The sequence below is a fragment of the Demequina aestuarii genome (genome assembly GCF_000975095.1).
Lineage (GTDB): Bacteria > Actinomycetota > Actinomycetes > Actinomycetales > Demequinaceae > Demequina > Demequina aestuarii.
In genome coordinates, this window is the sequence record NZ_BBRD01000001.1 from 2298497 (window position 1) to 2316913 (window position 18417).

Genomic DNA, 18417 nt, shown 5'->3' on the forward strand with positions numbered 1-18417 from the left:
CACGCGCTTTGTATTGCTACAATCTTGCGTCATGAGCCGCCTTGGCACCGCCGTGTCCGTCAAGATCCCCTCCGACGTGATCTTCGGCGTGGTCATCGGTGCGCTCGCGCTGCTGTTCGCGGCCGTGACCGTCATGCACGTCGTCCAATTGGCACGCACCTGGCGGCCCCGTCACCGGCTGCGCGCCATCGAGTCGCTGGCGCGAAGCACGAACCTCGCCATTCCTGCGGAGATCAGCGAGCCGCTCGCGGAGGCGGCGGCAGCGCGCAAGCGTGGGGCGCTCGTCGGTTCGCTGATCGCGCTCCCTGTCGTGCCGCTCCTGTTTCGCCCCTGGTCGGACGCAGCCCCCGACTTCGCAGCCGCCGCCAGCCTCGTCGGAATCGCGGTCGTCTTGTCGAGCACCACCATCGGCGCGGTCGCGGGCGGCCTCCTCGGCCGCCTCTCGATGCGCACGTCGCACCGGGCGGCCCGGATCACCCCGCTCACCTATGCCGATCTGATCGCCCCGGTCGAGCGTCGTCTCGCCGCGGGGTGCGTCGGCGCCGGCGCTGCCCTTCCCGCCCTGCTCGTCCTGTCGACATCAGCCTCCTGGGCCGATCGCGACCTGGCCACGGCGGGCGACGTCCGCCTGCTGCTCATCGCCGGTCTCGCTTCGGCAGGGCTCTGGCTCGCCCTTCCCGCGATCGCCCGTCGGCTCGTCGCCGCGCGAGCGATCGCGGGCGATGAGCACGCGTTGGCGTGGAGCGATGCGCTCGCCGCCCGCACGCTGCGGGACGTCACCTACCTCGTCGTGACTCTGGGCGGGCTGTCGGCCGTCATCTCGGTGGTCTGGCTCGGCGCTGCGGCGCCACGGGAGTGGACGGTCGTCGCCGAGATCTGGGGGAGCATCGGCTTCTACCTCGCTGCAGCTGCGTACATCACCGTGATCGCCCTCGGGGCGGTGCGCCAGCCCGAGCGCCACGTTCAGCGCACGCTCTGGCCGCAGTTCGCGCACGACGCGCAGTAGTGTCGGCCCATGCTCGTCACCGTCAGCACCGACTCGGGCACGCCGCCGTACGAGCAGATTCGCGTCCAGGTGATCGCGGCCGTGCAGGCCGGAACCCTCGCGCCTGGAGCCAAGCTGCCACCCGTGCGTCGCCTGGCGCAGGAGCTCGGCCTGGCTGTCAACACCGTGGCGCGCGCGTACCGCGAGCTCGAGGCGGACGGCGTCGTCGAGACGCGCGGCCGCAACGGCACCGTCGTGTCACTCCACGGTGACGTGACGGCCAGGGCCGCACAGCAGGCGGCCAGGTCGTACGTCGAGGCGGTGCGCCGCCTGGGGATTCCCGATGCGGAGGCTCGCTCCCTCATCGACGACGCTCTCGGCACCTGACGCGCCATGGCTCCGCACCCGGTGAGGATGCGGAGCCAGGGAGCCAGGGACGCGCTGCGCGCGAGTGTTCCTCTAGAAGCGCAGCAGGATCTTCCCGGAGCGACCAGGGACCGCATTCGCGGCCGCCGCGGCCGTGGCGTCATCGAACGGGTACACCGCCTCGACCGGAACCGTCACCTCTCCCGTCGCAATACGCTGCACGAGCTCGGCAAACAGCTCTGCGCGCTTGGCGGGGTCCATGTCCTGGGTCACGCGGCTGCCCCAGAAGCCCTTGACGGTGGCCTGCTTGAAGATGATGTCGCCCGAGGAGAGCTCCAACGAGGAGGATCCCATTGCGCCGAACACCACGAGGGTGCCGCCCTCACCCAGCAGCGAGAGCAGATCCCCGGCGGCCGACCCGCCGACCGAGTCGACCGCAGCACGAGGGGCGACGCCATCGCCCAGGATCGCCAGGGCACGCTCATGCCAACCCTCGGTCTCGGTGGAGACGACGTGGTGGATCCCCACGTTCGCCAGTTCCTCGACGCCCGCGTCACGGCGAACCAGACCCAGGACGTTCACACCGCGAGCGGCGGCGAACTGGGCGAGTAGCTTGCCCACCGCGCCGTTCGCAGTGTTCTGCACGATCCACTCCCCCGGCTGCACGTCGAGGTAGTCGAGCAGGCTGATCGCGCTGAACGGCATCGCCACCAGTTGCGCGGCGGTCTCGTCGGTCAGCATCTCCGGCACGGGGATGAGTGAGGCGGCGTCGGCCACGAAGTACTCGGCCCACACGCCGAAGACTCCGCCAGCCGTCACGCGCTGGCCCACCTCGAGGCCCTCGACGCCGTCACCGAGTGCGTCGATGACGCCGACCGCCTCCGTGCCGGTCGCGGCAGGAAGCTCGGGCTTGTAGCCGTAGACGCCGAGGATCGTGAGCAGGTCGTGATTGTGGATGGGCGCGAGGACCGTACGGATCCGGACCTGGCCAGGTCCTGGCTCCGGCATCGGCCGGTCGGTGATCTCGAGGACCTCAGTCGGGTCGCCGAAGGTGGAATGGGTGAGTGCGCGCACGGTGGTGCTCCTTTTCATGGCCTGGTCGCGGGGGGGTGTGCGGCCAGTAGGTGTCGCGATCCCAGGGTGTGGGGATCAGGCGGGGGTGGTCAGGTGAGCAGAGAGTCGGTGGCAGTCAGCGCGGCCTCGAAGGGCGAGCCGGTGCGTGCCACCCGGTCGAGCAGCGCCGCGCCGAGCCACAGCTCGTACAACGCCTCGGCGAGGGCGCGGGCGGGCAGGCGTTCGGGGATCGAGCCGTCCGCATAGCCGGCCGTGACGGTCGTGGCGAGCAGGCCGACGAGCTGCGCCACTCCGCGCTCCAACTGCTCGCGCATCGGCTCGGAGAAGCTCGACACCTCCGCCGAGAGGGTGACGACGAGGCAGCGGTCGGCCGATGCCTCGCCCACGCCGTCCGCCCACGCCTGCGCGAGGGAACGCACGCCGTCGCGCCCGGTCGCCTGACGCTGCACGAGTCCGTGCACGGCGGCCAGGTAGGTCTCGAGGTAGCGCTCCAGGACAGCGACCCCGAAACCCTCCTTGGAGGAGAAGTAGTGGTAGAAGGAACCCTTCGGCACGCCACAGGTCGAGAGAATCTCCTGCAGCCCCACGCCCGTGAAGCCTCGCGCCCGCATGAGTTCCGTGCCGGTGGCAAGGATCGCGTCGCGGGTGAGCGTGGCCTTGGGGGTGGGGGTCATGACTCCCACCCTACCGAAGAATAGACCGGTCGTCTACTAGGGGTCTGACGACGCATGACAGTGGCCATCACCGGCATTCGAGTGGGGACATGCAAAACCCCCGGCACCGAGAGGGGGACCGGGGGCTGCGCTTGGTGGAGCTGAGGGGAATCGAACCCCTGACCTTCTCATTGCGAACGAGACGCGCTACCAACTGCGCCACAGCCCCAAGGCTCAGACAGATTACCACCTGTCGCACCATGGCCCGCAAACCGAGTCGCCCCCGCTGCACTCCCGCATCGGCCGCATGGCGGGTGCCCGCTCGCCGCGCGGAGCGGAACCGCGCGCACTAGTCTCGAATCACGCTGACCGCAGCGACTCACGAGGAAGCGCGAGGACACCATGACCCAGCACAGCCCGACCTCCCCGCTCTCAGGAAGCGTCCCCGACGGCCTCGCCATCGACGCCGACCAGGTGGGCCGCGCCGCGCTCTCGCTGGCCCGCACCATGATCGGCGCGATCGCGGGCGTCTCGCTCGCGATCGGCATCGCGCTGCTCGTCTGGCCGGGCAAGTCGCTCGTGGTCGTGGGGGCGCTCGCCGGCGTGTTCTTCGTGATGACCGGAGTCATGCGCACCGCCGTGGGGGTCTTCGCCCGCGGGCTGCCCACCGGGTTCCGTGTGCTCAACATCATCCTCGGCCTCGTGCTGCTGCTGGGCGGCATCGTCTCGCTCAAGAACCTCACCGTGGCCACAGCGGTGCTCACGATCGTGGTGGTGGTGATGATCGGCATCGGCTGGATCATCGACGGCATCGCCACGCTGGCCGAGACGGGCCGCACGCGCGGCTCGGCGTGGGGATACCTGCGCGGCGCGCTGAGCATCCTCGCGGGCATCGTGGTGCTCGTGGTGCCGACGTGGAGCGCGGTGGCGCTCGTGATCGTGGTGGGCGCGACCCTGGTGGCGCTGGGCCTTGCCGGACTCGTCCAAGCATTCGCGCTGGGCAAGGACCTCCCGGAGGGTGGCGCCGTTCACCAGGCCTGACGACACGCCTTAAAGCAATCGTCACATTTCCGCAATGCATTCGGAATGACGGCGGCCTACCGTCGGCATAGAGGCGCCGGATCCCCCGCATCGGCGCTCGAGGCCGTACGAGGAGGTGCCCGTGATCGACCACGTGGACCCCTTCATCGGCGTGGACAAGACCCAGCTGCCGGCCCAGTCGGGGCTCGCAGCGACGTGGTGGTGGCCCAAGCCGCAGGTGGGCAACACACACCCCGGAGCAACCTTCCCGCTCGGCATGGTGTCCGCGTGCGCGTACTCGGGCGGATACCCCACCGGCTACGGCGACTTCGACCTCTCCACGGAGGGCGTGCCCGCCCGCCTCACGCGCCACGATGGCACCGACGGACCGCGCGCGTCGGGCTTCACCCACTTTCAGCAGTCCGGGACCGGCGCGATCCGCAAGTACTACAACTACTTCCGGGTCACCCCCATGCTGGAGCCGTTGGACGCGCTCGGGCGTGACTGGGGAATCACTGATGAGCAGGCCACCCCTGGGTACTACGCGGCCATGCTCGACAACGGCGTGCGCGCCGAGATCACCGTGGGCCCCAAGAGCGCGGTCCACCGCTACACCTTCCCCGAGCATCGGGATGCGCGCGTGGTCGTCGACATGTCCATGGGCGGCCTCGCCATCCCCTACGGCGCGACGGTGCCGCTGCGCGCACGCCTCGAATCGGTGCAGCCAGGGGTGGCGCAGGGCGAGATCGTCGTGGAGGGCGCGCCTCTCGCACTCCACATCGAGTGCGACGCCGATGCGTGGCGCCAGATGCTCTGGTACGACCGGCGGCTCATGCCCGGCGGCACCCGCCTCGACCTCGACCACATCCGGCCCACCACGCTGCGGCCGTTCGGCCTCATGTGGGCCGGGCCCGCCGTCGCGGGACAGACGGTCGAGGTGCGCATCGGCTTCTCGCTGCGCGGGGTCGATCAGGCGCGCGAGAACCTGCGCCGCGACTGCGACGACCGCTCCCCCGCCTTCGATGCCCGCCGCGAGCGCACCCAGGAGTCGTGGAGGGAGCGGCTCGACGCCATCCGCATCGAGACCTCCAACGAGGACCGGCGCACGGTCTTCGCGACGGCGCTGTACCACTCGCTCATCAAGCCATGCTTCGCCCCCGACGAGAGCCCGTTCTGGCCGTCCAAGGGCCCCTGGGTGTTCGACGTGTCCACCATGTGGGACATCTATCGCACGCAGCTGCCGCTGCTCACGGCGCTCGCCCCCGAGCGCTCGGTGGAGCTCGCGAACGCGCTGCTCACGGTGTGCGAGCAGGAGGGCAACCTGCCCATCGGCTACAGAATGGCGCGCGGCTCCGACCGGTTCGGGAGACAGGGCAGCGCCCTCGCCCACACCCTCCTCGCCGACATCTGCCAACTGGGCCTGCCCGGCATGGACTGGGACTGGGCGCTCGTGCACATGCAGACGGACCTGCGGCGCATCTACGGCGAGGACTTCCTGCAGCAAGGGCTCGCGCACCCGATCAGCCACACCCTCGACCTGGCGTTCGGGTACTGGTGCACGCGCCATGTCGCGACGCTCGTGGAGGACCACGATCTCGCCGCCGAGTACACCCAGCTCGCGACGCGATGGGTGAACGCCTTCGACACGAGCACCGGACTTCTCAAGGACTCGACCTTCTACGAGGGCACGCGCCACAACTACTCGTTCCGGCTCCTGCACGACATGGAGGCGCGCATCGCTCTCGCGGGCGGCGACGAGGGGTTCGTCTCGATGCTCGACGAGTTCTTCGGATACGGGGCCGATGCGGTGGTCCAGCCGGGACTCGCTCCTGGGCCTGAGGAGATGAGCGCCGGTTACGCCCTGGGTCGGTTCGAAGGTCTCAACAACGAGCCCGACATGGACGCGCCGTGGGCGTACTACTACGCGGGCCGGCCCGACCGCACCGCCGAGGTGGTGCACGCCGTCATCAACCAGCAGTTCGGCACTGGCCGCGGTGGGCTTCCGGGCAACGACGACTCCGGGGGCCTGTCGAGCTGGTACGTGTGGGCGTCGCTGGGCCTCTTTCCCGTCGCGGGGCAGAACATCTTCCTCATCCACCCACCGTCCTTCCGCTACGCGTCCATGCCCATGGCGCGGGGCACGCTCACCATCGACACCTCCGGATTCGACGAGCCGACGCCAGAGGGCCCCGTGCGCTACGTCCAGGCAGTGAGCTTCAACGGCGCGCCGGTGACCACGTCGTGGATGAGCGGCTCAGCGCTTCACGAGGGCGGTCGTCTCCACATCTCTCTGGGGACCGAGCCGAGCGACTGGGGCCGGGCTGATCGCCCGCCGTCATTCCGACCACCGACCGCGACCCCCGAGTCCCCCGCCCCGCAGGAGGCCCCATGAATGCCACCCCGTCCCGCAGGCTCGTGATCGTGGTGCGTGCGGATCCGGTCATCTGCGGGCATTCGGGAGAGGCGCGCAACCTCGCGGAGATCGCCCTGACACGGGGCTACGACGACGTGCGCATCCTGACGTGGCCGCTCGCACGGCTGGAAGAGACGGGCCTGCCGCTCAAGCCTCTCGACACGGTGCTGCCCTACAGTCCCGGGATCGTCGTGGAGCGGCCCGAGCCGGTGGGCGGGTACAAGATCCCCGACGGCCGCTACCTCGCCGGGCTCACCGGCCGGCTGGTCGAGCTGTTCACCGATGGGGTGCCCACGGTGTGCATGTCGCTCTACCTGTCGCCGCACACCACCGCGGTGGCCGATGCGGTGCGGACGGCGCGCTCCACTGGACTGCCGGTGCGAGTCACCACCATCGCCGAGGCGGTGGGCTCGGACGTGACCGACGTCGTGCGCGCGTGCGTGGAGGAGGACCGGTTCGGCGCCGCCGCGCACGTGCTGTCGAGCTACCTCAGCCAGGACGTGTGCGTGGCGGTGTCCGACTACACCAAGCACGTGATCGTGGAGGCCGCGGCCCAGATCGACGTCCGGCACGGCACCTCCTTCGCCTCTCAGTGCCGCGATCGCATCGACATCTCCTACCCCGCGATCGACACCGCCTCGTACCTGGGCCTCGATGCCGCTCACACCGCCAGCGTCCTGGCAGCGCGAGGCCTCGAACAGGACGGCTACGTGCTGTACCTGTCGCGTCTCGGAGCGGCGAAGGGCGTCGACGACCTGATCGACGGCTTCGCGGCCGCCATGGCGGGCCACTCGCTGACCCTCGTCATCGCCGGGCGCGGCCCCGACGCCGACGCGTTGCGCCGCCACGCCGCGTCGTCGCCCGCCGCCGAGCGCATCGTCTTCCTGGACGACGTGGGGGACGAGGAGAAGCCTCACCTCATGGCGGGGTGCGCCGTGTACGCGCTGCCGTCCAAGCCGCGCCCCGAGTTCACCGAGACGTTCGGCATCGCGCTCGTCGAGCAGATGCTCGCTGGCGGCGGCCCCGTCATCACCACCGACACGGGCGGCATCCCCGAGGCGGTGGGGGACACTGCCCTCACCGTGCCCGTGGACGACCCGGCCGCGATCGCGGGCGCCATCGACACCGCCGTGTTGGGCATGGACGACGCCGCGCGAGCTGCGCACCGGGATCGGGCGCGGGCCTACGCGCTGCAGTTCGACAGGGCGGTCGTGTTCGACCGGCTCTTCGAGAAGGTGGCTGCCGCCGTCAGGTGACCGTGCGACCGTGACCACTGAGGCGGTGGCACCGCATCAGTCGCGCCAGCTCGAGGAGGCTCAGGCGCTCGCGCGCCGACGGCGGGCCAGGATCTGGTCAAGCGCCGCGGTGGTCGATGCAGGCTCTTCGGAGACGTGCTGACCGTTCGTTGACCGATCGGGGGCGTCATCCGCCCGCAGGTCTCCCCACCGGGCGGCACGTGCCTTGGCGACGTCGTAGTCCTCATCAGAGATGGGGCGAGCCTGTCGGGGCCTCACGGACGCCTTGAGGGTGTACGCGGGCGCCGGCATGTCCTGCGGGCTCCAGGGAGTGGGCTCCGCCGTGGTCTGTTCCACAGGAAGCTCCGGGGATGGCACGGGGGCTGGTGCGGCCAGGGGTGCGAGGTCCTCGGTGGTCAGCACGCGGATCGCCTGCGTCGCGACATCGGACGGCTGCACCTCGTGGCCAGCGGCCCGCTCTCGCGTGACCGTGCGCAGTGCCTGCGTGGCCGTGGCCGCGGCCTCGACCTCACGTGCCACGGCGCGAATCGATTCGTCGGCGCGGCGCTGCGCCGCGGCGGCACGGGAGCCGGTGACGACGATGCCGGCGAAGGCGGCGGTGGCCACCGCCCCCACCACGGGAGTCAGCGCGGTGAAGGCGACCGCGATCCAGGTCGCCGTGGCGACGAGCATGGCGGCAGAGGCGACAGTGGCGCGTCGACGAGCCTGAGCGGCACGCTCGGCCAGCACGACTGCTCGGTCGCGGCGCAGCGCGTTGCGCTCGCGCTGCGCATGCACGGCGGCACGGTCAAGAGGAGTGGCAGGGCGCGACATCGACTCGGCACGGTCGCTGAGGCGGACAGCCCGCTCGCCTCCGGTGCGAAGCAGCGGCACCCCGCCCGAGTCGCTGGACGGCCGCGAGGCGGCCTTCTGAATGCGCTCGGCGGTCGACTTCACGACTCGCATGTCCGAGGAGTAGCGGTCATCGACACGCACGAGGGCGTACTCGCCGCGCTCCTTGATGCGCTGAGGCAGGACGTACGCGACCACGATGCCGAGGGCGACTATCGCCAGGAGTCCTGCAACCATGGCACGACGGTACGGCCGTCCGGGTCCGAAGCCCCGCATGGCGCGCGGCGTGTCAGGGACCCTCCGACCAATATCGGCCGATGCGGGGCTCTTCTTGAGTCAAGGCATAGACGCGATGGTCTCGCCACGCACGATCGATGTGGAGATAGGAGTAGCGCAGGCCCTCCTCGCGGAAGTTCAGCTTCTCGACGACCCGTAGGCTCGCACCGTTCTCCGGACGCACGGCGATCTCGATCCGATGCAGTCCGCGGGAGAACGAGAACTCGGTGGCCAACGCGACGGCTCGCGGCATGATGCCCTTGCCTGCGTGCGACTGCGAGATCCAGTAGCCGATCGACGCGCCCCGCTCGGCGCCCCACCGCACGCCGGCGACGGAGACCCGACCCACGAGCTCGTCGTGGTGCAGGATCACGAACGGATACGCCGACTCGTCGCGCCATTGCCGCCGCTCGCGCCTCACGAGACTGCGGAACGTCACGGGCGCCTCGGTGCGGCCGGGAGGTGCCGTCGCCTCCCATGGTTCGAGCCACGCGCGGTTCGCCTGTCGCAGCTGGCGCCACGCGTACTCCTCGTGCCGCCCCAACGTCCGTAGCGTGAGCGCTCCCGACGCGATCACCGGAGGTCGCACGGGCTAGCCGCCCCAGGAGGTGCACTCGACGATGTCGCCGGGGTGCACCACGCCCGCCTCAGGGCCGGACCAGACCAGCGCATCTGCCCTGGCGAGGTCGGTGAGAGCCAGGGCATCGGCGCCGACCGGGGTGACGGCCACCACATCGCCGTCGTCGCTGTCGACCACGACTGGCATCGCGGTCACCACACCCGGCGGAACGATCCACCGCTTGCGGACCCGCGCCCGGAACACCGGCCGCTCGACGTCAGGATGACCGCACAGCACCCGCAGCGCCTGGCGGACGTACGCCTCGAACGCGAGCGCCGCGCCGGCGGGGGATCCTGGCAGCGCGATCACGGGGATGTCGCGGTCACCCGCGGCGATCGATCCCAGACCGTGCCGACCCACCGGACGCAGTTGCAGATCGACCGCTTCGAAACCACCCATGCGCGCCAAGACGTCGGCGACGGTGTCGTGCACGCCGTCGGACAGGCCGCCCGTCGTGATGACCACGTCGGCCCGCACCAGCTGGTCCTCGAGCGTCGCGCGCAGGCGCAGCGGGTCGTCGGGCACCGCGCCCACGCGGTATGGCTTGGCGCCGGCCTCGAGCACCAGGGCCGCCAGCATGTGCGTCGTGGACTCCGGGACGCCACCGCCGGGCCGCACGGCTCCGGGCTCGATCAGCTCGTCTCCGACAGCCATGATCACCACCCGCGGCACCGGCCGCACGTGGAGCCGGGAGCGGCCCAGGGCGGCGGCGACGGCGATCTGGCGAGGACCGATCCGGGTGCCGGCGCGCACGATCATGTCTCCCGCGACGGCGTCGAAGCCGGCTTGCCTCACGCCTTCGCCGGGCTGCACCGCCCGTCGGATGCCCACGCGCGCCACACCCTGGTCGGTGTCCGCAAGCGCCACCACTGCATCGGCCCCGAGCGGCACCGGGGCACCGGAGGGGATGCGCGCGGCGGCACGAGGCACGTGGCGCCGAGGGGCGCGGGAGTCGAAGCTCACGTCATGAGAGACAGGGAGGAATACCGGGGCGTCGGGGTGGGCGTCGACGGCTTCCGCGCTCAGCACGGCGTATCCGTCGCGGGCCGCGATAGGCACCGCAGGCATCGACGCGGAGGCCACGAGATCCTCTGCGATGGTGGCGCCGGCCGTGTCGCCCAAAAGGACGTCGAGCACCGGGCCGGGCGGGAGTGCCTCGGCTACCGCGATGCGATGGCCGGCAAGGCTCCGAACTGTCACTCCCGCATTGTGTCGTGCGTCGACCGGGACCCGCAAACGCCGCGCGCGGGATGCGGGACTGTGAGGGAGTCGTCACGGCACATTCCCGTTTGTTTGCCACAATGGGGAGCATGACGCCGCAGTCCCATTCCACTCGAGCGCCCGCCCCAGAGGATGTGAAGGCGCAGTTGCGCACCTCCATCCGCAAGGCGCGGCTTCATCGGTCCGAGCGGCGGCGGGCGGAGTTGGCCGAGACGTTGCGGGATCACGCGCTGCAGGTGCCGGCGATCGCTGAGGCGACGTGCGTATCCGTGTACGCGTCCCGCCCTCACGAGCCCGGGTCGCTTCCCCTCATCTTCGCGTTGCACGATCGCGGAGTGCGGGTGCTGATCCCTACGCTCGGCGATGGTCTGCAGCGGGGATGGTCGCTGTACCAAGGTGCCGAGGACCTGGTCGAGCGCGCTCCCGGGCGGCCTCCGGAGCCGTCGGGCACCTTCCTGCCGGCCGCCGCGATTCAAGAGGCCGATGCGATCGTGGTGCCCGCGCTCGCCGTCGACGCTGACGGGACTCGCCTGGGGCAGGGCGGGGGCTGGTACGACCGGGCTCTCGAGGAGGTCCGCGATGGCGTCCCGATCATCGCGATGACCTTCGCCGCGGAGTTCCGGGGGCCCGGCGAACTGCGCCTTCCGCGGGAGGATCACGACGTTCCCGTGCACGCCGTGATCACGCCGGAGGGGACCACCCCGCTTCCCGCGTAGAATGCGCTCATGCCCACTTACGTCTACGCGTGCCGCGCCTGCGGCCACCGCTTCGACGCGGTCCAGTCGATCCACGATGACTCCCTCGAGGCGTGCCCCGAATGCACCGGGCCCCTTCGACGCGTGTTCGGTACCGTCGGCGTGACGTTCAAGGGCTCGGGCTTCTACCGCACCGACTCGCGCGCTGCAGCCTCCAAGGAGTCGTCGGGCTCCTGACGACCCGCGCCCGGCGTGCCATCGCCGCTCTCCGTGCACCCGCGGTCGATCACCAGTGGGGCGGACGCTCCCGCTTGATCTCCTCTTCGCGCGAATCGCTGTAGGAGCCACCCCACCCTTCGTCGCGGTCCTCTGACGCGCGCGTGGGAATCAGCGGCCGATCAGTGCCTCGAGAGCGGTCCTTCGCGGTGCGCGGCCGGGTCGGCACCGCTGGAGTGGCCGTCGCCAGCTTGGGAACGCCGAAGCCCAGCGAGGGCACCGCGGGCTTCTCGACGGCCTCATCCGGCTGGTCCTGACCATCGCCAGGTGCGGCCTCGGGAGCATCCGCGGTCTCGTCCTCCTCGTCGGCAGACTCCTCCGGGCCCTCCTCCGACTCGTGCGCGGCCACGGGCTCGGTCTCCTCGTCGTCGGGGCCGACGGGGTCCCCCTCGTGGTCGGGGCCGTCGTCGCCACCGTCATCCTCGAGGTCGAAGAGCCCCACGACTTCGGCGGGAACTGTGGGCTCGATGGGCGTCTCGGGAGACGGCGGCTCATGCTCGGCGCCCTGCGTCCCGCCGGACTCCAGGTCCGGCGCCACGCGCAGCGCCGACGTGGTCGCATCGGGCTCGCCCGGGTCTGTGAGAGTGCCAGCGGTGCTCTGGTCGAAGACGTCCTCTGACTCATCGAGATCCCCCGCCGGGACGGAGATGTCGATCTCGAGCGCCTCTTGAACGTGCTCGGGGCGCGCCGTCTCGAGAGCGGATCGCACCTGTGCGGCAGCGGCATCGGGGTCCATGAACACGTCCAGCGTCCACAGCGGCACCACGGTCCAGCCGAGCCCCTCGAGCGACGCGCGCTGCCACCGCACGCGGTCACGCAGGGACGCGGAGCCGGCGGGCGCGGCTTCGTCCGTCACCACCGCGACGCGATAGCCGCGGTCTCGGCGTCCGCCGACGGCCATCGGCACCGCATCGGGCCCGTTGCCGTAGCGCACATGCACGCCGAAGCCGTCGAACCGCAGGCGCCCCGCGACGTCGGCCAGCAGCCAGTCGCTCGGCGCCGGCTCGGGCCGCTCAGGAGCGATCGCGCGCTCGGCGCCCGCCTGCAGCAGATCGCGCAGGTCCTCGACTCCATCGCCGTCATCCCCGCCCACGGGAAGCTTGTCGGGAGCGATCGCCGAGAACACCGTGACGTGAACGCGGGAGGCGACCAGCGCCTGCACCAGCGCCTGGCGCCCCCACGGCTCCGACAGCGCGCCCCATCGCTCGGGCACGGTCCCGCGCGAGTCCCGCGCGAACCCCAGGGCGATCACCACCTCGTCGACGGAATGGCCCGCCGCGTCTCCCATGACCTCGACGGGGACCGCGGCCGCGAGCCGGGTGCTGCGCTCGCGGAGCGCCTCAGCGATCCGGGCGGCGTGCAGGGAGTTCCCTGCCACGACCATCATGTCGCGCCGGGGCAGCGAGTCGAAGGCGTGTGCCACGTGCTCGACGACGGCCGCAACCTCTGCGCGGGTGGACTCGACCGCATCGGCCCCCGCGACGGGAGATCCCACGCCGTCCACGGTGCGCACCGAGAACCGCGTCTCGTCCCCGGGCGCCGGAAGCGCCTCGATGCTGCGCCCGTAGGCGGCGCGAGCCAGCACTGCGGTGACCCGCACGTCCCTGGCCTGGGGCGACGCGTGCAGAGTGACCTGGGGCAGGAGCGCAGCGAGCGCCGCAACGGCGGAACGCGTGGCCGCATGCGCGTCGCCCACCACCACCACCTGCTTGGCACGCGCGAGCGTGGGCACCAGCTCCGCGAGCGCGAGCGACTCGGAGGCGACCACCAGCGCCACGTCGAATGCGCGCGTGGGGGGCGCGAGTCGCGACACCTGCTCCGCCTTGGCGATGACCACCGGTCGGAGCGCGGTCGACAGCGGGCCGAAGTCCCGCCATACCTCCTTGATCGACGCGTCCGCACCCTCCACGAGAGCAGCGAACAGATCCCGAGCGAGCTCGGGGTGGCGTGCGATCGCGGAGCGCCTGCGCTCCGCGGCTGCACGCATGAGCGGTCCGATGCGCGCATCCGAGAAGGCCTTGTCCGAGGTCCGGAAGTGCTCGACGGCCTCTCCGAGGGCGCCGTAGTCGGTCAGGGTGGGATCGGTCCGCACGATCGCGTCGAACGCCGCCGCCCACCAGGCGAACTCGAGGTCGCGCCGCACCTGAGCGTCCGTCGCGTCGCGGTCACGCAGGTCCTCGATCAGCGGCCCGAAGCCTGCCGCGACGGGATCGATCTCGAGGGGGTCGCCTGCGGCCGTGTCGATCGTTCCGGGAAGACCCTGCGCGAGTCGGTCGAGCTCGCCCACCATCTCGTCCCACGGGACGGTGGCGAGGTTGTCGTCCTCGACGACGAGGTGGATCGTCGGCGCCAGCGTCTCCCACATCGCCGATGCCTCGGCCACGCGGTCGGCGAATACGTCGTAGTCGTCGGGCACGGTCGGCCAGCCGCCCGCGGAGCAGTGCGCACGCCAGCGCAGTGCCAGCTCGTGAGCACGCACCAGATCAGCGTGCAACGTCTCCTTGCCGCGGCCCGGACGCAACAGCTCGACCGCGCGGCGCATCAACGCGCGCCGGTCCCGGCGAGGGATCTCCACATAGCGAGCGGAGCCATGCGGCGCGGTGGCGGCGACCAGGTCGTGCAGCGAGCGATGGAAGACGGCGGGCGAGAAGGTCTCCAGGACCTCCCGCAGCGACTCGAACATGCGCACCTGATCGAACCAGGTCGCCATCGAGTCAGCCTCGTCCACGCCCGTCTCGTGGGCGGCGATCGCCGCCTCTGCACGCATCTTCGGCACCATGCGCCCCAGCAGGGTCGCCAGCGCCTCGTCGAGGCCAGCGCCCGCCTCGGGGTCCGCGTGCTCGGCCCACCAGGAGTCGGCCTCGACCGACCGCGCCACCTCCTCGACCGGTGCGGCCGCCTGCTCCGCCGCCGTGGGGCGGAGCGCGGCGACGATCGCGGCGGCGACGGAGGCGAAACCGTGCTCCGCGACCACCGCGCCGGCGTCAGCGCTCAGGCGCAGTGACGTGCCGGGCACGACCTCGGAGGTGGTGAGACGCACGATCGCCTGGACCGCCTCGAAGACGCTCACGCCCCACGGCCGGTGAGAACGGTGCAGCGCATCGAAGCGGCGGTGGAGGTCCACTCGCGCCCGGAGCAGAGTCTCTCCCGCCGTACGCAGGCTCGCGTCGTCGAACTGGGGGGTGCCCATGGTGATGGACTCGAGCAGGCGTGCCCGCGCATCGGCGTTCCACGCCCCCACCGTGCCATCGATCACCAGGTCCTTGGCGCCGAGCACGCGCATGCGGTCCGTGATCGCACGGAGCGCACGCTCCTGGCCGCCCACGACCGCGACCGTCTTGCCAGACGCGGCGCCATCCGCCGCGATCGCGGCGGCGGTGCCGACGGCGTCGGAGCCGGGCGGTGCCTGGAGGAACACGTCCCTTCCGGTGGCGATCAGGTCGAGCGCGCCGAACTGGACGTCGTCCAGCTCGCCGATTCCCCGCTCTGCGAACGGATCGCGGTCGCCGCGGGGGAAGGCCGGCAGTGGCTCGTTCAGCTGAGCCTGCGCATCGTGATCGCCGGCCGCCGCTGCCAGCACGGTCGAGCCCGCGATCACCGGGTCGCAGTCATCGAGGTCGTCGAGCAGTCGCTGCTCGGGGTCGTCGAAGGCACCGAGGAGGAGTCGATCGACCACCTCGAGACCCTCGCCGAAGAGTGCGGTGAGGCCCCGGACGTGGTCCCACAGCGGGCGCGGGTCGAACTCCCGTCCGCCGGCGACTGCGGGAAGCGCGCCGTCCATGCCAGCGGCGGCGGCGCGTTCGCGCACGAGGGTGGTGAAGACGGGGTTGACGTGGACGTCGTCGCGGAGCGTGATCTGCACGTCGTCGGTGCGGTGGCGCTCGAGACCGACAGGCCGCATCAGCAGCGGCATCTCCACCCGCTCGCCCTGGTCGGACCAGGCAACGGTGCCCACGACGAGCGCCGCCGTCCACGCGCCGGTCGCGGCGCGCACACGTTCTGCCTCGTCGAGGATGAGCCGGCCGCGATGCAGGCCGCCCTCGCGCACCTGAGGGTCGCGCAGCAGTGCCGAGATGGCGGTGGGGCGGTTCGCGAAGAGCTGCGCGAGGCCAGAGGGGTGTCCCGCACGCAGGTCCACGAGGCTCGCCTGGGTCGACGCGAGATCCCGCAGGGGCGACACAGTCGCCCTATCCTGGAGCTGATCGCGCCACTCGCGGAGGGCGTCGGCCACGAGCGCGCGCCCGATGTAATCCACCACTCCCCCACGGTATACGTCGGGGTGAGGGATGCCTTGCCACCACGCCGCCTCGCAAGGCGGGGAAACCGGGCGAGACCTCCCGCAGACACAAGAACAGTGCGCGCCCGCTTGCACAGCCGACGCGCACCGTCATGCGGATTCTGGACCTCGAGGGCTCCCGACGTCAACTCAGGCGGAGTCCCTCCGTTCCACCGATCAGCGCCCGAGCTCCTCGGCCACCGGGTCCGGCACCACGCCGTCGGCTGCGAGCGCACCAGCAAGCAGGTCGACCAGGGCGTCCACTTGGACATCCTTCGACGTCGACGCGTCCTCCTCGGCAGCCCCGTCCAGTGCACGAGCGGCCAGTCCTGCCTTGCTGTCGATCAGCTGGGCGATCGTCGAGTCGATGGTCTGCGCGGCGATCACCCGCCACGCCGTGACCGGCTCGGCCTGGCCGATGCGGTGGATCCGGTCGATGGCCTGGGTCTGTTCGGCGTCGGTCCAGGACAGCTCCGCAAGCACGAGGTTGGAGGCGACCTGGAGGTTCAGGCCCACGCCTGCCGTGATCAAGGAGCACACCGCGATGGACACGTCGGGGTCGTGGGTGAACGCGGCGACGTGTCGTTCCCGTGCCGCGCTCGTCTGATCGCCACGGATCGAGGCGAAGCGAATGCCTCGGTCCGCGAAGATCTGCTCCGCCTGGTCCAGCACGTCGACGTGCTTGGCGAAGAACACCACCTTGCCGACGCTGCGTGCCAGCTGCGCGGCGTAGTCCGCGGCCGGGCCGGCCTTGGCCTGGCCGATCTTCCGGACCATCGTGAAGACGTTCTCGCCCCCGACCTTCTTCCCCGAGTCCTTGAGCTCTCCCGCAGCGACCCGGCGCGCGAGGTCAAGGTCCATGCCCACTCCGACGCCATCGTCCGCGCGAGCCGCGATGGCGGCCTGGTATCGAGCGACCAGTCGGCGCGCGAGGGCGGCCTCCGCCGCGCGGATCGATCGCCCCGCCGCCCCGTCGAGCTCGACAGGCAGGTCCGCCACGCGGCGGGCGGGCAGATCTGCCACCACGTCGACCTTGCGGCGCCGCACGATGCCCATGTCGATGACCGCGGACCGCGCGGCGACGTCAAAGCCGCGGTCCACCGGAGTGAGCCCGGTCTCTTCGAGGGCCTGCATCAGGGTCCGCAGCGGCTTGTCGTCGTCGATCCACCCGAGGAACTGCCAGATCGCACGGAAGTCCTCGATGTCGTTGATCAGCGGAGTGCCGGTCAGCGCCATCATCAAGGCACGCGGCGCGCGGGCACGAATCTCGTCGGCGATCGCCAGCACGTGCTGCGAGCGCCTGGAGCCCTTGTTCTTGATGAAGTGCGCCTCGTCGACGACCATGCCGCGGAACCCCAGGTCCCCGAGCCAGCCGACGTGCCGATCCAAGAGTTCGTAGTTCACGATGACGACGTCCGCGAATCCGTCGACGCGCTCCCCATCTCCATGCACGACCGTCGCGCGACGCTGCGGGGTCCACAGGCTCACCTCGTGCGCCCAGTTCGCCTTGACGACGTTGGGCACGACGACCAGCAGGGGATAGGCATCGGCCGCCTGCGCGGCGAGCAGCGCCTGCGCCGTCTTGCCCAGACCAGGCTCGTCGGCGAGCAGGAAGGTCCGATGCCCGCGCGTCGCGGCCGCGACGACCTGGGCCTGGTGCGGCATCAGGGTGTCGCCGTGGAAGACTCGTGCGGGTCCTGGCTCCGGCAACGGCATGCACGCAGGCGTCCCCGGCGAGCTCTTCTCGAAGGCCCGGAACAGCGGCTCGAGCAGTTCCCATCCCACCAGGCGCTGGGATCGCGGGGTGCTCCGCTCACTCGCACTCGCGAACTCCGGAGCAAGGAAGGGATTCGCCATCTGACGTGAGATCACCGACTGCGGCACGACCTTCTTCTCAACGACGGGCTCCGGAGCGACGGGCTCTGGTTCCTCCGGCGGCTCGAGACCGGCGGCGCGCATGACCGTCGCCTTGTACTCGCGGGCCGACTCCGACAGCTGAGCGTCCTCGGCCAGCAGTTGGAGGAGCGATGTGTCGCGGGCCGCGATCCTGGCGAGTTGAGTCGCCACGCCATCGAGCCGCCGCAACTCCTGCGACCTCTTGGCCGTGGTCAGCCCGGCATCGGCCATCAGCCGGGCCCGCTCCTCCTGCACGAGAAACGCGACGACCTGAAACTTGTTGCGGGCCGGAGATCGCGCCGGGGGGCGCTTGAGCGCGCCGTCCACCTCGCGGGCGATCCCCGCCAGCACGGGGATGAGTCCTTGCTCCTGAGCACGGGGCGCACGCCTCCGCTGAGCTCCCGATTCCGCGCGCGCTCGACTGGATCGACGCTGGCCTGCTCTTGCCACATTTCCTCCGAGAGCATTCGACACCACCGCACACGTATCCGCCACGACAGCATGCCTGGCCCCACGCCCACGACAACGGCAGACGCCTCATGAGCACTCGCCCGAGGCCC

General features: G+C 71.0%; 14 protein-coding genes and 1 tRNA gene. 7 read left to right on the forward strand and 8 right to left on the reverse strand.

All coding sequences use genetic code 11. The features are described from left to right. Positions 1 to 31: 31 nt before the first annotated feature. Together AOP72_RS10780 and AOP72_RS10785 are read left to right on the forward strand one after the other, a co-directional pair. A complete protein-coding gene (locus AOP72_RS10780; RefSeq protein ID WP_062136165.1) occupies positions 32 to 1006 on the forward strand; it encodes a hypothetical protein in 975 nt (324 codons plus the stop codon). A 9-nt stretch (positions 1007 to 1015) separates the two neighbouring features. Further along, positions 1016 to 1372 (forward strand): GntR family transcriptional regulator, encoded by a 357-nt coding sequence (locus AOP72_RS10785; protein WP_062136168.1) that lies wholly within the window; start codon positions 1016 to 1018, stop codon positions 1370 to 1372. 72 nt (positions 1373 to 1444) lie between these two features. Here the strand turns inward: AOP72_RS10785 and AOP72_RS10790 are convergent, their stop codons facing one another. The 3 genes from AOP72_RS10790 to AOP72_RS10800 form a co-directional block, all read right to left on the reverse strand. Continuing rightward, complete coding sequence (locus AOP72_RS10790; protein ID WP_152650359.1) at positions 1445 to 2425, reverse strand: zinc-binding dehydrogenase; 981 nt, start codon at positions 2423 to 2425, stop codon at positions 1445 to 1447. Between the two features lie 89 nt (positions 2426 to 2514). Further along, complete coding sequence (locus tag AOP72_RS10795; RefSeq protein ID WP_062136175.1) at positions 2515 to 3099, reverse strand: TetR/AcrR family transcriptional regulator; 585 nt, start codon at positions 3097 to 3099, stop codon at positions 2515 to 2517. Between the two features lie 132 nt (positions 3100 to 3231). Further along, positions 3232 to 3307, reverse strand: a tRNA-Ala gene (locus AOP72_RS10800). Between the two features lie 173 nt (positions 3308 to 3480). Between AOP72_RS10800 and AOP72_RS10805 the strand changes: the two genes are divergently transcribed. The 3 genes from AOP72_RS10805 (at position 3481) to AOP72_RS10815 (ending at position 7767) form a co-directional block, all read left to right on the forward strand. Beyond that, the gene (locus AOP72_RS10805; RefSeq protein ID WP_062136177.1) at positions 3481 to 4119 is read left to right on the forward strand and encodes an HdeD family acid-resistance protein; all 639 of its coding nucleotides are present in this window, start codon (positions 3481 to 3483) and stop codon (positions 4117 to 4119) included. Between the two features lie 121 nt (positions 4120 to 4240). Then, complete coding sequence (locus tag AOP72_RS10810) at positions 4241 to 6490, forward strand: glycoside hydrolase domain-containing protein (RefSeq protein WP_062136179.1); 2250 nt, start codon at positions 4241 to 4243, stop codon at positions 6488 to 6490. After that, the gene (locus AOP72_RS10815) at positions 6487 to 7767 is read left to right on the forward strand and encodes a glycosyltransferase (RefSeq protein WP_062136182.1); all 1281 of its coding nucleotides are present in this window, start codon (positions 6487 to 6489) and stop codon (positions 7765 to 7767) included. Before AOP72_RS10810 ends, AOP72_RS10815 begins: the two co-directional genes overlap by 4 nt. A gap of 60 nt (positions 7768 to 7827) precedes the next feature. Here AOP72_RS10815 and AOP72_RS10820 read toward each other — a convergent pair whose 3' ends face one another. Genes AOP72_RS10820 through AOP72_RS10830 form a run of 3 tightly spaced genes read right to left on the reverse strand, consistent with a single transcriptional unit; the run spans position 7828 to position 10693 of the window. After that, on the reverse strand, positions 7828 to 8835 hold the full coding sequence (locus AOP72_RS10820; protein ID WP_062136185.1) for a hypothetical protein: 1008 nt from the start codon (positions 8833 to 8835) through the stop codon (positions 7828 to 7830). Positions 8836 to 8887: 52 nt separating this feature from the next. Continuing rightward, positions 8888 to 9463, reverse strand: coding sequence for a GNAT family N-acetyltransferase (locus tag AOP72_RS10825; protein WP_152650360.1), 576 nt, complete (start codon positions 9461 to 9463; stop codon positions 8888 to 8890). A 3-nt stretch (positions 9464 to 9466) separates the two neighbouring features. Further along, positions 9467 to 10693, reverse strand: a complete 1227-nt coding sequence (locus AOP72_RS10830; protein WP_193746410.1) for a molybdopterin molybdotransferase MoeA — start codon at positions 10691 to 10693, stop codon at positions 9467 to 9469. Positions 10694 to 10803: 110 nt separating this feature from the next. Between AOP72_RS10830 and AOP72_RS10835 the strand changes: the two genes are divergently transcribed. Beyond that, a complete protein-coding gene (locus tag AOP72_RS10835; protein ID WP_084631923.1) occupies positions 10804 to 11430 on the forward strand; it encodes a 5-formyltetrahydrofolate cyclo-ligase in 627 nt (208 codons plus the stop codon). Positions 11431 to 11439: 9 nt separating this feature from the next. After that, on the forward strand, positions 11440 to 11646 hold the full coding sequence (locus tag AOP72_RS10840) for an FmdB family zinc ribbon protein (RefSeq protein ID WP_062136194.1): 207 nt from the start codon (positions 11440 to 11442) through the stop codon (positions 11644 to 11646). A gap of 49 nt (positions 11647 to 11695) precedes the next feature. On the opposite strand, the gene AOP72_RS10845 is transcribed toward AOP72_RS10840, so the two are convergent. Next, a complete protein-coding gene (locus AOP72_RS10845) occupies positions 11696 to 15943 on the reverse strand; it encodes a PDDEXK-like endonuclease domain-containing protein (protein WP_152650361.1) in 4248 nt (1415 codons plus the stop codon). 195 nt (positions 15944 to 16138) lie between these two features. After that, positions 16139 to 18307, reverse strand: a complete 2169-nt coding sequence (locus AOP72_RS10850) for a DEAD/DEAH box helicase (RefSeq protein ID WP_062136199.1) — start codon at positions 18305 to 18307, stop codon at positions 16139 to 16141. Positions 18308 to 18417: the final 110 nt, after the last annotated feature.

Bases quoted from the DNA above. Each gene is read 5' to 3' on its own strand.
- AOP72_RS10780 (WP_062136165.1), top strand. From the start codon at position 32: ATGAGCCGCCTTGGCACCGCCGTGTCCGTCAAGATCCCCTCCGACGTG.
- AOP72_RS10785 (WP_062136168.1), top strand. From the start codon at position 1,016: ATGCTCGTCACCGTCAGCACCGACTCGGGCACGCCGCCGTACGAGCAG.
- AOP72_RS10795 (WP_062136175.1), bottom strand. From the start codon at position 3,099: ATGACCCCCACCCCCAAGGCCACGCTCACCCGCGACGCGATCCTTGCC.
- AOP72_RS10805 (WP_062136177.1), top strand. From the start codon at position 3,481: ATGACCCAGCACAGCCCGACCTCCCCGCTCTCAGGAAGCGTCCCCGAC.
- AOP72_RS10815 (WP_062136182.1), top strand. From the start codon at position 6,487: ATGAATGCCACCCCGTCCCGCAGGCTCGTGATCGTGGTGCGTGCGGAT.
- AOP72_RS10820 (WP_062136185.1), bottom strand. From the start codon at position 8,835: ATGGTTGCAGGACTCCTGGCGATAGTCGCCCTCGGCATCGTGGTCGCG.
- AOP72_RS10835 (WP_084631923.1), top strand. From the start codon at position 10,804: ATGACGCCGCAGTCCCATTCCACTCGAGCGCCCGCCCCAGAGGATGTG.
- AOP72_RS10840 (WP_062136194.1), top strand. From the start codon at position 11,440: ATGCCCACTTACGTCTACGCGTGCCGCGCCTGCGGCCACCGCTTCGAC.